The organism is Pseudarthrobacter sp. J1763, assembly GCF_050490295.1.
Lineage (GTDB): Bacteria > Actinomycetota > Actinomycetes > Actinomycetales > Micrococcaceae > JBNPEO01.
Window position 1 is genome coordinate 105501 of sequence record NZ_JBNPEN010000004.1, and the last position, 15690, is coordinate 121190.

General features: G+C 57.9%; 12 protein-coding genes. 8 read left to right on the plus strand and 4 right to left on the minus strand.

Annotation, left to right across the window (positions count from 1 at the left end; genetic code table 11):
* Positions 1-175: 175 nt before the first annotated feature.
* The 4 genes from ngcE (at position 176) to ACQQCD_RS05460 (ending at position 4402) form a co-directional block, all read left to right on the plus strand.
* On the plus strand, positions 176-1585 hold the full coding sequence (gene ngcE / locus ACQQCD_RS05445) for an N-acetylglucosamine/diacetylchitobiose ABC transporter substrate-binding protein (protein ID WP_430267399.1): 1410 nt from the start codon (positions 176-178) through the stop codon (positions 1583-1585).
* A gap of 95 nt (positions 1586-1680) precedes the next feature.
* Positions 1681-2583 carry a carbohydrate ABC transporter permease gene (locus tag ACQQCD_RS05450; protein ID WP_430267542.1) on the plus strand — a complete coding sequence of 301 codons (903 nt, stop codon included), beginning with the start codon at positions 1681-1683 and terminating at the stop codon, positions 2581-2583.
* Complete coding sequence (locus ACQQCD_RS05455) at positions 2580-3476, plus strand: carbohydrate ABC transporter permease (RefSeq protein ID WP_430267400.1); 897 nt, start codon at positions 2580-2582, stop codon at positions 3474-3476. Before ACQQCD_RS05450 ends, ACQQCD_RS05455 begins: the two co-directional genes overlap by 4 nt.
* 95 nt (positions 3477-3571) lie before the next feature.
* On the plus strand, positions 3572-4402 hold the full coding sequence (locus ACQQCD_RS05460) for a DUF1206 domain-containing protein (protein ID WP_430267401.1): 831 nt from the start codon (positions 3572-3574) through the stop codon (positions 4400-4402).
* Positions 4403-4629: 227 nt separating this feature from the next.
* On the opposite strand, the gene purL is transcribed toward ACQQCD_RS05460, so the two are convergent.
* Genes purL through purS form a run of 3 tightly spaced genes read right to left on the minus strand, consistent with a single transcriptional unit; the run spans position 4630 to position 7972 of the window.
* Positions 4630-6951: a phosphoribosylformylglycinamidine synthase subunit PurL gene (gene purL, locus ACQQCD_RS05465; protein ID WP_430267402.1), complete on the minus strand. Its 2322-nt coding sequence runs from the start codon at positions 6949-6951 to the stop codon at positions 4630-4632.
* Complete coding sequence (purQ, locus tag ACQQCD_RS05470; RefSeq protein ID WP_430267403.1) at positions 6948-7718, minus strand: phosphoribosylformylglycinamidine synthase subunit PurQ; 771 nt, start codon at positions 7716-7718, stop codon at positions 6948-6950. The genes purL and purQ overlap by 4 nt, the downstream gene beginning before the upstream one ends.
* Before the next feature lie 2 nt (positions 7719-7720).
* Positions 7721-7972, minus strand: a complete 252-nt coding sequence (gene purS / locus ACQQCD_RS05475) for a phosphoribosylformylglycinamidine synthase subunit PurS (RefSeq protein ID WP_430267404.1) — start codon at positions 7970-7972, stop codon at positions 7721-7723.
* A 252-nt stretch (positions 7973-8224) separates the two neighbouring features.
* Between purS and ACQQCD_RS05480 the strand changes: the two genes are divergently transcribed.
* From ACQQCD_RS05480 to ACQQCD_RS05495, 4 genes are all read left to right on the plus strand, one after another.
* Positions 8225-8626: a YchJ family protein gene (locus ACQQCD_RS05480; RefSeq protein ID WP_430267405.1), complete on the plus strand. Its 402-nt coding sequence runs from the start codon at positions 8225-8227 to the stop codon at positions 8624-8626.
* 20 nt (positions 8627-8646) lie between these two features.
* Positions 8647-8856, plus strand: a complete 210-nt coding sequence (locus ACQQCD_RS05485; RefSeq protein ID WP_430267406.1) for a hypothetical protein — start codon at positions 8647-8649, stop codon at positions 8854-8856.
* A gap of 140 nt (positions 8857-8996) precedes the next feature.
* Entirely contained in the window at positions 8997-11540 is a 2544-nt protein-coding gene (locus ACQQCD_RS05490; protein WP_430267407.1) for an exo-alpha-sialidase, read from the plus strand.
* Positions 11541-12063: 523 nt separating this feature from the next.
* Positions 12064-15207, plus strand: coding sequence for a S8 family serine peptidase (locus ACQQCD_RS05495; RefSeq protein WP_430267408.1), 3144 nt, complete (start codon positions 12064-12066; stop codon positions 15205-15207).
* A gap of 124 nt (positions 15208-15331) precedes the next feature.
* Here the strand turns inward: ACQQCD_RS05495 and ACQQCD_RS05500 are convergent, their stop codons facing one another.
* Positions 15332-15688, minus strand: a complete 357-nt coding sequence (locus ACQQCD_RS05500) for a serine protease inhibitor (RefSeq protein WP_430267409.1) — start codon at positions 15686-15688, stop codon at positions 15332-15334.
* Positions 15689-15690 lie beyond the last annotated feature (2 nt).

Consider the following 15690-nt stretch of genomic DNA (forward strand, 5'->3'; position numbering starts at 1 on the left):
CCGTTACATGTTGTTAATGAAAGAATGTGATTGAAACTCCCTTGAAATGTTGCGTTTCGAGCATTCTTGGTGTTGTATATCACACAGGCGGTGGCGTCGTTTTGACTCCCCAAATGCGAGGGCGGACCGTTCTTACGCCCCCAAAAGCTCTCATCAGTCATCGGAAGGTAACGATATGAAAATCCAGAGTCAGCCGGTTGCACGGCGTGGATTCCTTCGCGGCGCACTAGCCACCGCAGCTTTGATCCCGGTAGGAGGTGCACTCGCATCTTGCGCTGGTGGAGGAGGCACCACCACAAGCGGCCCTACGGGTGCCGTATCCGATACCAACCCCTTTGGTATGGCAGACAAGTCCACCGTTGATGCAGTCATCTTCAAGGGTGGCTACGGTATTGACTACGTAGACTTTGCAGGCAAGGGCCTCGAGAAGGCTCAGGCCGGTTCCACGGCAAAGATCTCCCCCTCAACGGACATCTCCCAGGAACTGCAGCCGCGTTTTGCCGGTGGAAACCCGCCGGACTTGATCGATAACTCCGGTGCAAAGTCCATTGGGTTCAACACGATCCTGCCGCAGCTCGAAGACTTGACCAGCGTTATTGAGGCCAAGAACCTTGAAGGCACGGTCATCAAGGACACCCTTTACGACGGCGTTTTGGCTCCGGGAACCTTCGACGGCAAGCTCGCTGCCATCAACTACGTGTTGACCGTATACGCAGTGTGGTACTCCTCATCCTTGTTTGAAGCTAACGGTTGGACCCCGCCCAAGACGTGGGACGAGGCCTTCGAGCTCGGCGAAAAGGCTAAGGCCAAGGGCAAGTACTTGTTCGTCTGGGGTAAGGAAGCTGCCACGTACTACCAGGAAATGGCTATTGCCTCCGCTATCAAGGAAGGCGGCGACGAAGTTCGTCTCGCCTTGGACAACTTGAAGGAAGGCTGCTGGTCCCTCCCGGCAGTTCAGTCCGTATTCACAGCACTGGAAAAGCACGTTAAGGCCGGTCACTTCAAGCCCGGTGGCTCGGGTACCGCTTTCACCGCAGCCCAGGCACAGTGGAGCAACGCTCAGGAAGCTCTGCTCTACCCGTCCGGTTCGTGGATTGAAAACGAGATGAAGGACCAGACCAAGGCTGGCTTCAAGATGATGGGTATGCCGGCACCTTCGGTCTCCGCTAACGGCAAGCTTTCTCAGGCTGGTTTGCACTCGACCGCTGGTGAGCCATTCGTGGTTCCGTCCCAGGGTAAGAACGTTGCCGGTGGTAAGGAACTGCTGCGTGTGATGCTCTCCAAGGATGCAGCCACCAACTTCGCCAAGACCAAACTGGCCCCAACCATTGTCAAGGACACCGTTCCGGCTGATGGCTTCGGTTCCACTGCCCTGGTCTCCCAGACCACGCTTCTTGACGAAGCGGGCAAGGACATCTTTACGTGGGGCTTTGTTGACCTTTACGGCACCAACAAGGACCAACTGGTTGTCTGGAACACGTTCCTCGACGGTAAGTCTGACGTTGCTACCTTGACCAAGGCTCTGCAGTCCATCACGGACAAGGTTCGTAACGACAGCTCGGTGACAAAGATTGAAGTGAAGTGACACTACCCGCATTAAAGACGCAGTTGGACGGTGGCAGCACGCCTGCCGCCGTCCGGCCGCGCCGGAAGAAACTCACTTGGGACCGCGTGAGCTTTATGGCCGTCTTCCTTGGCGTGCCGCTAGTGATTTACCTGGTCTTTGTGATCTCTCCGTTCGTTCAGGCTTTCTACTATTCGTTGACAGACTGGTCCGGCTTCTCGCCCAAAAGCAACTTTGTAGGGCTTGAGAACTATCGCCGAATATTCAGCGACGACATCTTTATGAAGGCGCTGGGCAACAACCTTCTCCTGCTTTTGGTTTTGCCAATCGTCACGATCGTTTTGAGCCTCGTTTTCGCCACACTTGTAACAGTGGGCGGCAGCAGCAAAGGGCAAGTCAAAGGCCTCAAAGGATCTAGCTTTTACCGTGTGGTCTCGTTCTTCCCCTACACAATCCCGGCAATCGCCATCGGTATTATGTGGGGCCAGATCTATGATCCCTCAGGCGGTCTCCTTAACGGCATCTTGACCTCCCTGGGCATGGGTGGATTCAAGGACTTTGCCTGGCTGGGTAACCCTGAAACCGCCATGGGTGCCTCCATGTTTGTGATTGTATGGGGATTTGTTGGCTTCTACATGGTGTTGTTTATTGCTGGTATCAAGGGCATCCCCGCTGAGCTATTTGAAGCGGCCCGCATTGATGGTGCAGGGCGGTTCCGCACCGCGGTTTCCATCACCATCCCGATGATCCGAGACAACATCCAGACGGCCTACATATACATGGGCATCTTGGCTTTGGATGCGTTCGTTTACATGGCAGCGTTGTTCCCCAATGCTGGCGGTCCGGATAACACCACCTTGGTGATGGCACAGCAATTGTTCTTCACGGCCTTTAACAAGGGCCAGTTCGGTCTTGCCACTGCCATGGGTGTAGTTCTCGCAATTGCCACCCTGATCTTCTCCGCGATCGTGTTCCTTGTGAACCGGTTGACGGGCGGTACTGAGGACGTGTCTTCATGACAATGACTAAAACTTCTGGACGCCGTAGCGCTCCGGCAAACTTTGAACACCGCAAGGTTGAATCCACCCCGGGGGACAAAGCTGTTGCTTCTGTTTCCCACGTAGTGTTGGTCATTTGGTCAGCGATCGTGATTCTGCCGCTCTTGTGGACCATCATGTCCTCGTTCAAGAGCTCCTCGGAGATCTTTGCCTCACCGTTCTCACTGCCAACAGTGTGGCGGTTCGATAACTACGCGAAGGCGTGGACTGAGGCCGGAATCGGCAGCTACTTCCTGAACTCAGTGATCGTGGTTGGTTCGGCATTGGTTTTGGTGATGCTGCTCGGAGCCATGTGTGCCTACGTTTTGGCTCGCTTTGTGTTCCCGGGCAGCCGCGCCATCTACTACTTGATGCTTGCTGGCCTGACCTTCCCGCCGTTCCTAGCCATGGTGCCGTTGTTCGGTATTTTGCGCAGCATGGGATTGTTGAACAACTTGTTCGGTTTGATCCTCACCTATGTGGGCTTCGCTTTGCCGTTCACCGTGTTTTTCTTGTTCTCCTTCTTCAAGTCCTTGCCGCACGAGATCACCGAAGCAGCATCTTTGGATGGTGCAGGTGACTGGCGGACGTTCTTCCAAATCATGTTGCCCATGGCTAAGCCTGGCTTGGCGTCTGTGGCGATCTTCAATTTCTTGGGTTTGTGGAACCAGTTCCTCATTCCGGTTGCTTTGAACGCCGGTGGCCCCAAGGTGCTTTCGCAAGGCCTCGCGTCCTTCGCAAGCCAGATGGGTTACGCGGTGGACTTTGGTGCGTTGTTCGCGGCAGTGACAGTAACTGTCCTCCCGGTACTGGTTGTTTACGTGATCTTCCAGCGCCAATTGCAGGGTTCCGTATCGCAAGGAACATTGAAGTAGTACTAGCCTTTACAAGGTACGACGGCGGGGTCCCCACTGAGTGGGGACCCCGCCGTCGTACCTTGTTTTCGAGTGGGCAGCCATAGAATTTGTGCATGGGTAATGCAGTATCGCGCGCTGCGAGTTCCGCAGACGACGCAGTCGATGACATCAAAGACAGCAAGGTTGTCAGAGTCCTTGCCCGTTCAGGCTATGCCGCCATTGGACTGGTTCACGTGCTGATTGGTGTCACTGCTTTGCGCTTGGCTTTGGGGGAAAAGGGCGACGCCGATCAGAGCGGTGCGGTAAGTCAGTTGGCTTCAAACCCGTTCTCGCTGGCGTTGCTGTGGGCCGGGTTTATTGTGTGCGCTGTGTTGGCACTGTACTTGGCAAGCGAGGCGTTGATGGGTTGGCGTTTTGGAGCGTCAAAGCACCAAGTCAAGAACAGACTCAAGGCTGGCGGGCAGGCGGTTGTTTTGGCTGCGACGGCCGTAGTTTTTGGCAACTTTGCGCTCGGAAAACACAGCGATAGCGGTCAGAGCTCCCAAAAACTCAGTGCCGATCTGATGAGTAGCACACCCGGCACGGTACTTCTGGCGGCGATTGGGGCCGGCCTCATGGTGGCAGGGGTAGTTTTTGTGGTGATTGGTGTCCGGAGAGGTTTCGAAAAGCATCTGCGTGGGCAACCGAGCGGCACAGCTGGCACAGCATTTATCTGGCTCGGCGTGGCTGGCTACTGCGCCAAGGGGGTGGCGCTCGCCGCAGTTGGGCTGCTGATTGTGGTGGCCACGGTCAAACACGATCCGTCCAAGTCGGGTGGCCTGGATGAGGCGCTCAAAGCATTTTTGGCGCAGAGTTTTGGGGTGTGGATTGTTGCCCTTATCGGCATCGGGTTGATTGCCTACGGGCTTTTCTCCGTGCTGCGCTCCCGTTACCAGCGGCTCTAAACCAGAGCTTAAAGCAAACTCGTGCACGGGAGCTCAACTTTCGCAACCGCCCAAAACAGCATTCCCCGGAAATTAGCGGATCTTCGCCGGACCGGCTGAGCCTTGGCTTGGAAAACTGAGCTGTCGTGCACGCCTTCGGGCGTCACGGCCCATAAAAGTACGACGGCGGGGTCCCCACTCAAGTGGGGACCCCGCCGTCGTTATGTGGCTCAGTTATTTAGCTGAAACTACCCGAAGTACTTCGGCAGTGTGCCTTCGTGGGCTTCGCGCAGTGCGTCGAGGGGGAGTGTGTCCACGCCGCCGATCTCGAGTGCTTTGCCTTCGGCGTCCACCACACCGATGCGGGTGTGGGCGAAGCCGCGGGCCGTGCACATGTCCTTGAAACGGATTTCTTCAGAGCGCGGTACAGACACGATTGCGCGGGCCTGAGACTCGGAGAACAGTGCAGTGAACAGGTCAACGCCGTCGCGCTCCATCACCTCGTCCAAGGAGATCCGGGCGCCTACGCCGTAGCGCAGCGAGGACTCCACCAGAGCAGCCGCGAGGCCGCCCTCAGAGAGGTCGTGTGCGGCGTCGATCATGCCGTCGCGGGAAGCGTTGATCAGCAGTTCACCCAGCAGGCGCTCGGCAGCCAAATCAACCTTGGGAGGTTGGCCGCCCAAGTGTCCGCGCAAGTTGGACCATTCGGAACCGTCTAGCTCGGCGCCCGTGGCGCCCAAAAGGTAAATGGCCTGGCCATCTTCCTTCCAGCCGGAGGGCGTCCGGCGGGCGACGTCGTCGAGCTTGCCCAAAACCGCAACCACCGGCGAGGGGTGAATCGGAGTGGTACCGGTCTGGTTGTAGAGCGAAACGTTGCCGCCGGTGACCGGAATGCCCAACACCATGCACGCGTCCGAAAGACCACGAATAGCCTCGGCGAGCTGCCACATCACGTCCGGGTCCTCAGGAGAGCCGAAGTTCAAGCAGTCGCTCACGGCCATGGGGATAGCACCAGCGGTGGCCACGTTGCGGTACGCCTCGGCCAAGGCCAACTGTGCACCATGGTACGGATCCAAGTACGTGTAACGGCCGTTGGCGTCGGTTGCGAGGGCAACACCCAAACCGGTTTCTTCATCCACACGAACCACACCAGCATCATCCGGGAACGCCATGGCAGTGTTGCCACCCACGTAACGGTCGTACTGGTTGGTGATCCAGGCCTTGGAGCACATGTTCGGCGAGGCAACCAGCTCGGTCACAGCAGCCGCGAGCTCTGACGGTGCTGCCGGGCGGCCGGCATCCTGAACGGAACCGGTGAACGTGTCAGCCTGCAGCGAGTCCTGCCACGAGGGGCGGGCGAACGGGCGATCGTAAACGGGGCCGTCGTGGGCAACGGTGCGCGGGTCAACATCAACAATGACCTCGCCTTCCCACGTGATGATGAGCCGGCCAGTGTCAGTAACTTCACCCAACCACGAGTACTCAACAGCCCACTTGTCCATCACAGCTTCGAACGCTGCAACGTTCTCCGGGGTGACAACAGCCATCATGCGCTCTTGGGACTCTGACATCAGGATTTCGCCCGGGGTCAGGGTGGGGTCACGCAACAGTACGGAGGTCAGCTCAACTTCCATACCGCCGTCGCCGTTGGAAGCTAGTTCCGAGGTGGCACAAGAAATACCTGCGGCGCCCAGGTCCTGAATACCCTCAACCAGGGATCCCTTGAACAGTTCTAGGCAGCATTCGATCAGGACCTTCTCAGCGAAGGGGTCACCCACCTGAACGGCGGGGCGCTTGGAGGGCTTGGTGGAGTCGAAGGACTCAGAGGCCAGCACGGATGCGCCGCCAATGCCGTCGCCGCCGGTGCGTGCACCGAACAGGACCACCTTATTGCCCTTGCCCGAGGCGTTAGCCAGGCGAATGTCCTCGTGACGCATCACGCCAACAGCCAGTGCGTTGACCAGTGGGTTTCCCTGGTAGACGGAGTCAAACACCATTTCGCCACCGATGTTCGGCAGGCCCAAGGAGTTTCCATAGCCACCGATGCCGGCAACAGCACCGTGCATCACGCGGGCAGTGTCCGGGTGATCAATCGCGCCGAAACGCAGTGGATCCATGACGGCTACCGGGCGGGCACCCATGGAAATAATGTCGCGGACAATACCGCCAATGCCCGTGGCAGCACCCTGGTACGGTTCCACGAACGACGGCGAGTTGTGGCTTTCAATCTTGAAGGTCACGGCCCAGCCGTCCCCAAGGTTGGTCACACCGGCGTTTTCACCGATGCCCACGAGCATGTCCTTTTTCATTTCCTCCGTGACCTTGTCGCCGAATTGGCGCAAGTGGTTTTTGGAGGACTTGTAGGAGCAGTGCTCGCTCCACATCACGGAGTACATGGCCAGTTCCGCGCCGGTGGGGCGGCGGCCAAGGACCTTAACGATCTCGTCGAATTCGTTTTGCTTCAGGCCGAGTTCGGCCCAGGGCAGTTCCGTGTTTGGGGTTTCCGCGGCGTTCTCAACGGTGTCGATATTGAACTTTTTCTGGCCAGCAGTAGTGGTCTCGGTGCTCACTTGGTTCCTCCCACGAGCTGGTTCAGTACGGACGTGAAGAAGCCCAAGCCATCAGTCCCGGCGTTGGAATCGTCAGCCGATTCCGGGCCAAAGCCTGGCTCCACGGCGTGCTCGGGGTGCGGCATGAGGCCCACCACGTTGCCCGCGGCGTTGGTGATCCCGGCAATGTCCCGGCGGGAACCGTTCGGGTTGAAACCGACGTAGCGGAATGCGACGCGGCCTTCGGCTTCCAATGCGTCCAAGGTCTTCTCGTCCGCGATGTACTGGCCGTCTTGGTTCTTCAACGGGACAGTAATTTCTTGGCCGGTCTCATAGTCAGAGGTCCACGCGGTGGTGTTGTTCTCCACTCGGAGGATCTGGTTGCGGCAGATGAACTTCAAGTGATCATTTTTGATCATCGATCCCGGGAGTAGGTGGGATTCGGTGAGGATCTGGAAGCCGTTGCAAATACCCAACACGGGCAGTTTGGCGTCCGAGTTGGCGGCGTCCACGATCTTGCCCATCAACGGGGCAAAGCGGGAGATGGCACCGGCGCGGAGGTAGTCTCCGTAGGAGAAACCACCGGGGATTACGACGGCGTCCACGTCACCAAGGGTGGTGTCGGCGTGCCAGAGTGGCACAGCAGTGGCGCCGGCCAAGCGGACAGCACGGGCGGCGTCGCGGTCATCAAGTGTTCCGGGAAAGGTTACGACGCCGATTCGGGCGCCGGCGAGGCGCGAGTCAGCGGCGACGGCGATTGCCTCGCCGATCAAGGGAAGGGTAGTCATGCTTAGGCCTCGACTACCTCGACGTTAACAACGTCCTCGATCACCGGGTTGGACAAGAGAGTCTCTGCGGCTTCGCGGGCCTGGGCCAAGATTTCCTCGGTGACCTCACCATCCACGGTCAGTTCGAAGCGCTTTCCCTGGCGCACGGCGCTGAAGGAAGTGAATCCGAGCCGGGGGAGTGCTCCCACGATCGCCTTACCCTGCGGGTCAAGAATTTCGGGCTTAAGCATGACATCAACAACGATCCGGGGCATCCGGCAACTCCTGTGCGTGAGCGGTGGGTGAACCTTAAAAGGGCTGCCACGGAGAGTTGCCGTCTCACGCGCTTCGAGTACTTCAGGGATTGGGGCCACATGGGGTGGTTTTCAATTCCGGGAAGCAACATAAAGCGGCGCTCCGCGAGCTTGCGCTTCCATTCTACCGGCCCGCGTGAGCGTTGCAGAGCAACGTATGTTGCAGTCTTGTTGTTTGCTAGATTAGCGGCCGGGGCCACGTAATCTGGTGGCATGAAACCCCTCGCAGACGCTGATCGTTGCCCGTGTAATAGCGGCGACATTTTTGCCGAGTGCTGTGGCCGTTTTTTGCATGGAACCCAATCTGCGCCAACGGCTCAAGCGCTGATGCGATCGCGTTATACCGCTTTCGCTTGTGGTCACGTGGAGTACCTGATGAAGTCTTGGCACCCCAGCACCCGTCCGGATGAGCTGGAGCTGGAAGCCGGGATGATCTGGCGCCGCTTAGTGATTGAAGACGCTTCTGCTGGTGGGCCGTTTGATACACAAGGAACTGTGACTTTCAGTGCCTACTACCTCCTTGACGGTCAGAAGGGTGTGCAGCAAGAGTTGAGCCGCTTTGTCCGGGAGGACGGTCAGTGGTTTTATCTCGACGGCGTGGAGCCAAGGCAGTGATCTTCGTTTAGGCTGAGCCCATGGCTGAGAATGGAAAATCCTTTGTATTGCCCGTCGTTATTGCTGCCGTAGCCGCTGGTTTGGGCAGGATGGTGTTGCAGAAGCTCAAGGCAGACCGCAACACCAAGAAAAACTTCGCGAGCCAATTCGCCGACGGCCTACCGGGTGCTGATGCGACCCTCAAGCCGGAGGTCCAAGACCAAATCAGCGAGGCCATGCGCGGCAAATAGGGCCGCCACATCAAACCCTTCCCTGATGACCGCAGTCGGCGGTCATCAGAAAGGACCTAGATGTGAAGTCTTCCTCGATCACTCGTCCCCTCATAAAATCCCTGTGTCGTACAGCTGCAGTCGGCGCCCTTGGGCTAACCATGCTCGTCTCGGCAAGCGCCCTCTCCCTAGCAGCACCGATTCCGTCGACCGACCCTACGGCAGCACCAGGTCAATTCTCTGAACAGAACCTAGGCGCTGACCGCACCTCAGAAAACTTCTATTACCGAATTCCTGCCCTTGCCTACTTGGGAAACAATGTGGTTCTCTCAGCATGGGACGCCCGCCCGGGCAGCAGCGCCGATGCACCCAACCCCAACTCGATTGCGATGCGACGTAGTACCGATGGTGGCCAGACATGGAGCAGCATTTCGTTTATTGCCCGCGGTCATGTTGCCGATGCAAGCGGGCCCAAATATGGCTACAGCGACCCATCATTTGTCTATGACGCTCAGGCCAGCAAAGTCTTCGCGTTTTTTGTTTACTCCAAAGACGCTGGCTTTGCTTCGAGCGAATACGGCAATGACGATGCTGATCGGAACGTCATCTCCTCAGCCGTAGTTGAATCCTCAGACGGTGGTCTCACGTGGAGCGCGCCACGCTTGATCACGAACGTGACCAAGCCTGGAAGCAAAACAAATCCCCAGCCAGGGGACGTTCGGACTAACTTCGCATCCTCCGGCGAAGGCATTCAACTCAAATACGGGCAATATGCAGGCCGCCTTATCCAGCAGTACGCCGGATATGTCCGCCAGAGTAACGGCAGTGAAGTGATTCAGGCCTACAGTGTGTACTCAGATGATCACGGCGCAACCTGGCAGAAAGGCCAGCCGGTGGGCGCGGCGATGGATGAGAACAAGGTTGTTGAGCTCTCCGATGGTCGCGTGATGCTCAACTCCCGCGATAGCTCAAACGGCCACTACCGGAAAGTGGCGATTTCCACGGACGGTGGCCAAAGCTACGGTCCGGTTACTGTGGATACAGAGTTGCCTGATCCAACCAACAACGGTTCCATAACGCGTTTGTTTCCCGCTGCTGCCCAAGGTTCCGCTGACGCCAAAAAGCTGATGTTCACCAACTCGAACTCACAAGTAAACCGAGAGAACGTCTCCGCCAGGGTTTCGTGTGATGACGGTGCCACGTGGCCCGGTGTGCGCAGTATTCACCAGGGCTTCTCCGCTTACTCCACGGCCACACGTTTGGAAGATGGAAAGCTTGGCGTCTTTTACGAGGGTAACTACACGGACAGTATGGTCTTCGCAAAGTTCGACGACGAGTGGCTGAATTACGTTTGTGCGCCATTGAATATCCCGGCCCAGACCGTTGTACCTGGCGTTGCGCAGCAGGTTCCGGTCACTGTCACCAACCAAGAAGCAGTGACGCTCAGCGGTGCGAGCGCCACCATTTACACCCCAGCAGGCTGGAGCGCGACCACGGTCCCGGTCCCGGACTTGGCTCCCGGCGCATCGGTGACGGTCAACGTCACCCTCACCTCGCCGTCGTCCGCTACAGGTAGCACGCAGCTCAACTCAGCGTTTATCACCGCAGAAGGCAAGGTCTCGCAAGGTACGTTCTCCGCCAATGCCCCGGTGAACAATCAAGTGGGGATGACCATTAGCGGATCCGCACCGGCCCGTGACGTTGTGGCAAACCCTTACGTTGCCGGTGAGGTGCTCAGCTACAACTTGACGGTCAAAAATACCTCCAACGTGACGGCCAATGCAGTGCCCACCTCGGGAAGTTTCGATTCAGGTTTCTTGCCACCAACAGCACCGAATTGCCGCTACAACAACCTTGCCGCGGGTGCCAGCTACACGTGTACCACCGCCAAGCACACCGTGACGGCGGCTGAAGTGACTCAGGGCTACTTCAGCCCGACGGCAACCTTTAGCGTGACGTCTAGTGCGCACTCTACACTCACCAAAAACGTCACCTTTACCGGCGCAAACGTTGCACTTCGAGACGGCGTCCTCTCGGCCGCGATCGTGGGCAACCGGACGGATTCGTCTAGAGACCTGAGCGCGAATCCATACACGGCAGGAGAGCAGGTTCCCTACAACTTCACGGTCACCAACACCAGCCCCATTACTGCTGATTTGGTGCCAACGGCAGGTAATTTCAGCCCACTGGTTCCTGAAGGTGCGGGCAATTGCCGCTGGCGTTCACTCGCTGCCGGAGCAAGCTACAACTGTGGCACACCACGGCATACGGTAACCGCAGAAGAAGTAGCTCAAGGCTATTTTGTTCCGTCCTCTACATGGACGGTGGTGGCGACTGGCCAGAGCACCAAAACGATCACCGTTACAGGAGATCCGGTAGTTCTCAGCGTTAAACCAGCTCAGCCCACGAGCGACCCGGTACTTTCTAGTACCAAACTCAAAGAGTCAGCCCCGGTAGATCTGATGGTGAACCCGGCTGGCTACTTGCCCGGGCAGGACGTGACTTTGCAAAATGTCCCAGACGGGCAGTGGTACTTCGTGTACCTCGAGAAAAAGCAGCAGAAATTGGGCTGGTTCTATGCCGAGCCAGGGGCAGCGCTGACTGCCACCTTGCCGGCTGACGCGAAGAGCGGGGCCAATAATGTGGTGGTGCTGGACCAGGCGGGCCAGTTGTTGAGCTGGGATCAAATCAGCATCATTGGCTAGCGGTGGCTCAAACACCGTCACCGTTGTGGAGCTTCATGAACATGAGAGCTCGCGAGCTGTGCATCACAGCTCAACTTTGAAACTCGACCTAGGGAATCTGCCTGCCAGTTCCGTTTTGTTCCGGCAGCTCCCGTTTTCAGGTCCGTGAAAGTTGAGCCCCGGTGCACGAGGTTCGCGGGTTTTGTGGCGGCGGGTGGAATAGAGAGAGCACACACCTTGATGGTGCGGGCGGTGCGGAGTGAAAACTCGGCTCCGCCCGCAGCGTTTTTAAGGACCTCCACCCGCACCACATTTAGGGAGTTCTGTCGAGTCACATGGGCCTAGCTGGAAATAATAAAAACAAATGATTGTGAAGTATGTCATAACGGCCTGTTGCTCTGTACGCTGGGGAAGTGTTGCGTGTGACAAGCGTTACAAACGCTGTCATGTGGCACGTTACCCGGCTGATGTGCCGGGAACACACCCGTGAAAGGTTCAATCACTCGTGAAATCATCAGGAAATAGCTTCCTTCGAAGCGGGGGAATGAGGAAGGTAGCGGCTCTGACCGTTGGTCTTCCTCTTCTGCTCTCGACGGTTGCGCTCACTCCCGCCCAAGCCACTCCCCAGGCCCCAGCAGTCACCGTTGCCCACCAGAAAATCAATCCCGCCGATTACCCGGCTGGCCGATACATTGTTGTTCTCGCTGAAAAGCCGGCCGCAACGTACACCGGTGGCACGGCAGGCTTGCCAGCCACGGCACCCACCAAGGGTAAAAAGCTGGACGCTAAGCGCCCCGAAGTTCAGAAGTACCAAGCTCACTTGGAACAAAAGCAGAACAGTGTTGCCAAAGCTGAGAACATTCAGATCAAGCGCCAATTCACTGCGGCCTTGAATGGTTTCTCCGCGGACCTTACGGCAGACCAGGCAGTAAGCCTCGCCAAGGACCCCACTGTTTTGGTGGTTGCTCCGGACACCGAGCACGCACCGGATTACTCCACCACTGACTTCTTGAAACTCAGCGGAGCACAAGGCACATGGAACACCCAGTATGGTGGTACGGCGAACGCTGGTAAGGGCGTTGTGGTTGGTGTGATTGACTCCGGTTACACTCCCTCCAGCGCCTTCTTTGCTGGTGATGACGTCAAGCCGCTCACCGGTGATGCCAAAGTTGGCGAGCCGTACCGCACAGCAGATGGCAAAATCGCCATGCTGAAAGCCGACGGCGACACTTTCGTGGGCGAATGCCAGACTGGTCAGGACTTTGACGGCTCAGCCTGTAACACCAAGGTGCTCAGTGCCCGCTACTTCGCTGATGATTACGTCAAATACGTTGCACCCGAACACCGCGCACCTGAAGAGCTCCTCTCTCCGGTGGATGTAGGAAGCCACGGCACACACACGGCCAGCACCGCAGCAGGTAACGCCAACGTGCGCGCCAACTTGGGCGCCCGCGATATGGGAATCACCGGTGGTATTGCCCCGGCTGCGAAGCTCTCCGTTTACAAGGTTTGCTGGGAAGACGATGACCCGGCAACGGGTGGTTGCTACAGCTCAGCATCAGTGGCAGCCATCAACCAAGCCATCCTGGATGGTGTTGACGTACTGAACTACTCGATCTCTGGTAGCACCAACACCACCACCGATCCGGTTTCTTTGGCGTTCCTCTCCGCCACCTCCGCCGGTATTTTCGTAGCGGCCTCGGCCGGTAACTCCGGTCCCACGGCGAGCACAGTGAATCACGGGGCACCGTGGCTGACAACGGTGGCTGCAAGTTCCTTCACCTCGGAACTTCAGGGCACCGTTGAATTCGAAGACGGCACTAAGTTCCGTGGTGCTAGCCTCATGGCGCACAACGTCCCGGCGAGCAACCTCGTTTTGGCCGCTAACGCAGCCGCAGCCGGTGCAGCAAGCCCCGCGCTGTGTGGTCCCAACACACTTGACCCGGCCAAAGTCACCGGCAAGATTGTGGTTTGTGATCGTGGCGTAGTGGACCGTGTTGCCAAGAGCGCCGAAGTAAAGCGCACCGGCGGTGTGGGCATGATCTTGGTCAACCTGACCACCTCCTCCGAGGATGTTGACGAACACTCAGTACCCACCGTGCACGTCAACCCGCCGGCCACCGAAGCCATCAAAGCCAAGCTCGCGGCCAACCCCAACATCAAGGCTGCCCTGGTCAACAAGGACACCACCGGTCTTCCTGCAGAACCGCAGCCACAGATTGCTGGATTCTCATCACGCGGACCGCTCTCAGCCTCCAACGGTGATTTGCTCAAGCCCGACGTCGCTGCTCCCGGTGTTGCAGTTCTTGCAGGTGTTTCTCCGATCGGCTCCAACGGTGCCAGCTTCGGCATGATGTCCGGTACGTCCATGGCGTCACCGCACGTTGCCGGCTTTGGTGCTTTGATCCTGTCCAAAAACCCACTCTGGTCCCCGGCCACGGTGAAGTCCGCAATGATGACCACTGCTGGTGATCTAAAGAAGGCTGATGGCACCAAGGATGGCGACTTGTTCGCTACCGGTGCTGGCGAAGTTGATCCTGCCAAGGTGCTCAACCCCGGCTTGGTTTACGACGCTAACGATGAGGACTACCTCAAGTTCATCCAGGGCACCGGCGTGGACTTGGGTATCCCAGGTTTGGGCAGCACCGCAGCTCGTGACATGAACTTGCCGTCCTTTGCACTGGGTAACCTCAACGGCAAAATTGAGGTCACGCGAACCGTGACGGCTCTGACCCCAGGTTTGTACCGCGCCACGGTTAACGTTCCGGGTATCAAGGTGAAGGTCACCCCGTCTGTGCTGAACTTCAATCAAGCTGGCGAGAAGCGCACCTTCAAGGTCAGCTTTGAGAACAACGGTGCAGCCTTTGGCAAGTACGCCATGGGTCAGTTGGTTTGGCAGGGTGCTGGTAAGAACGTGACTAGCCCTATCGCCATCCAGCCTCAGGCAGTCTCGGCTCCTGAGAACGTTTCGTTCTCCTCCACCGGTGGCACTGGTTCCGGCACTATCCCGGTAACTTCTGGTTCCAACTCTCCGATCGCCATCACCTTGGACGGTTTGTCCAAGGCTGACTCCTCGGCCACGGAATTGGTTCCGGGCCCGCTGGCACTTGAGACGAACGCTTCCAACTTTGCTAAGGAAGTTACCGTTCCGGCTGGCTCTCCGTTGGCCAAGTTCTCTGTGTTCTCCTCGGATGACACGGCCGACTTTGATCTGGTGGTTTTTGACCCGTCCGGTCAGCCGCTGCTGGCTCAAACGGCCTCGGCTAGCGAGTCGCTCTCGGTGGCAAACCCCAGGCCGGGAACGTACACCATGTTTGTGAACCTCTATGCAAGCCCCAATGGCCAGCCCACCAAGGCTTCTGTTGATGCTGCAGTATTGGGTGCCAACGTTGGCAACGCAACAGTGACGCCGAACCCGCTCTCGCTCAAAAACGGTAAGAGCAGCAACCTGACCTTGTCGTGGAAGAACTTGGCAGCTGGTTCTTACATTGGGCGGCTCACCTATGCCGGGTCGGCAGTTGAGACCTTTGTGAGTGTTGTGGTGACTCCGGGCGGAACTGCTGTTGTTCCGTCTGATGAAGAGTCAGGCACCACGCCCGCTCAGAAAGACAAAGCAGACAAAGTGAAGAAGGAAAAGAAGAAGCGTCAGTCTGAGGAAGTCAACAACGGACCGAGCCTGCTCAACTAGTAACCGTCTAGTCCCTGCAGTCCCCGCACTCTAGGGCAGAGACAAAGGGTCCAAAGGAACATTGTTCCTTTGGACCCTTTGTGTTCCTTGACAAACTTTGCCAAGTACCGCCGATGCCTTACAGCTAGCTGTTTCCGCCCGACTGCAGCAGCGGGGCAAGAGCCTTCCAACGGGCAATCTCACAACCGTCGGTTCGGGTGAAGGTTGAGTTGACGTCTCGGCCGTTAAAGCTGCCCGTTACGGTGGCTACGGCGGGACCGCCGTACTGCTGCGTGCACAGCTTCGGCGGACCAGGCTGCGGAAAAAAGATCTCATCGCCAAAACGTACGACGGCGTTAAGCGCCGCGGGCGGGTCGCTCACCGTGCACTCCGGTGCCGGAGCGCCGTCGGCCGTTGTGAGAAGCCGGAAAACGTACTCCGGTGCGCCGGGCGCCTCAACGAGGGTCACCGTCAGGTCAATGCTGGGGGATTCGTGTGGCACCG

What these genes read in the sequence shown, in the direction of transcription:
- ngcE (WP_430267399.1), top strand. Translation starts at nt 176, where the DNA reads ATGAAAATCCAGAGTCAGCCGGTTGCACGGCGTGGATTCCTTCGCGGC.
- ACQQCD_RS05455 (WP_430267400.1), top strand. Translation starts at nt 2,580, where the DNA reads ATGACAATGACTAAAACTTCTGGACGCCGTAGCGCTCCGGCAAACTTT.
- ACQQCD_RS05485 (WP_430267406.1), top strand. Translation starts at nt 8,647, where the DNA reads ATGGCTGAGAATGGAAAATCCTTTGTATTGCCCGTCGTTATTGCTGCC.
- purQ (WP_430267403.1), bottom strand. Translation starts at nt 7,718, where the DNA reads ATGACTACCCTTCCCTTGATCGGCGAGGCAATCGCCGTCGCCGCTGAC.
- ACQQCD_RS05460 (WP_430267401.1), top strand. Translation starts at nt 3,572, where the DNA reads ATGGGTAATGCAGTATCGCGCGCTGCGAGTTCCGCAGACGACGCAGTC.
- purS (WP_430267404.1), bottom strand. Translation starts at nt 7,972, where the DNA reads ATGCCCCGGATCGTTGTTGATGTCATGCTTAAGCCCGAAATTCTTGAC.
- ACQQCD_RS05495 (WP_430267408.1), top strand. Translation starts at nt 12,064, where the DNA reads ATGAGGAAGGTAGCGGCTCTGACCGTTGGTCTTCCTCTTCTGCTCTCG.
- ACQQCD_RS05490 (WP_430267407.1), top strand. Translation starts at nt 8,997, where the DNA reads ATGCTCGTCTCGGCAAGCGCCCTCTCCCTAGCAGCACCGATTCCGTCG.
- ACQQCD_RS05480 (WP_430267405.1), top strand. Translation starts at nt 8,225, where the DNA reads ATGAAACCCCTCGCAGACGCTGATCGTTGCCCGTGTAATAGCGGCGAC.
- ACQQCD_RS05450 (WP_430267542.1), top strand. Translation starts at nt 1,681, where the DNA reads ATGGCCGTCTTCCTTGGCGTGCCGCTAGTGATTTACCTGGTCTTTGTG.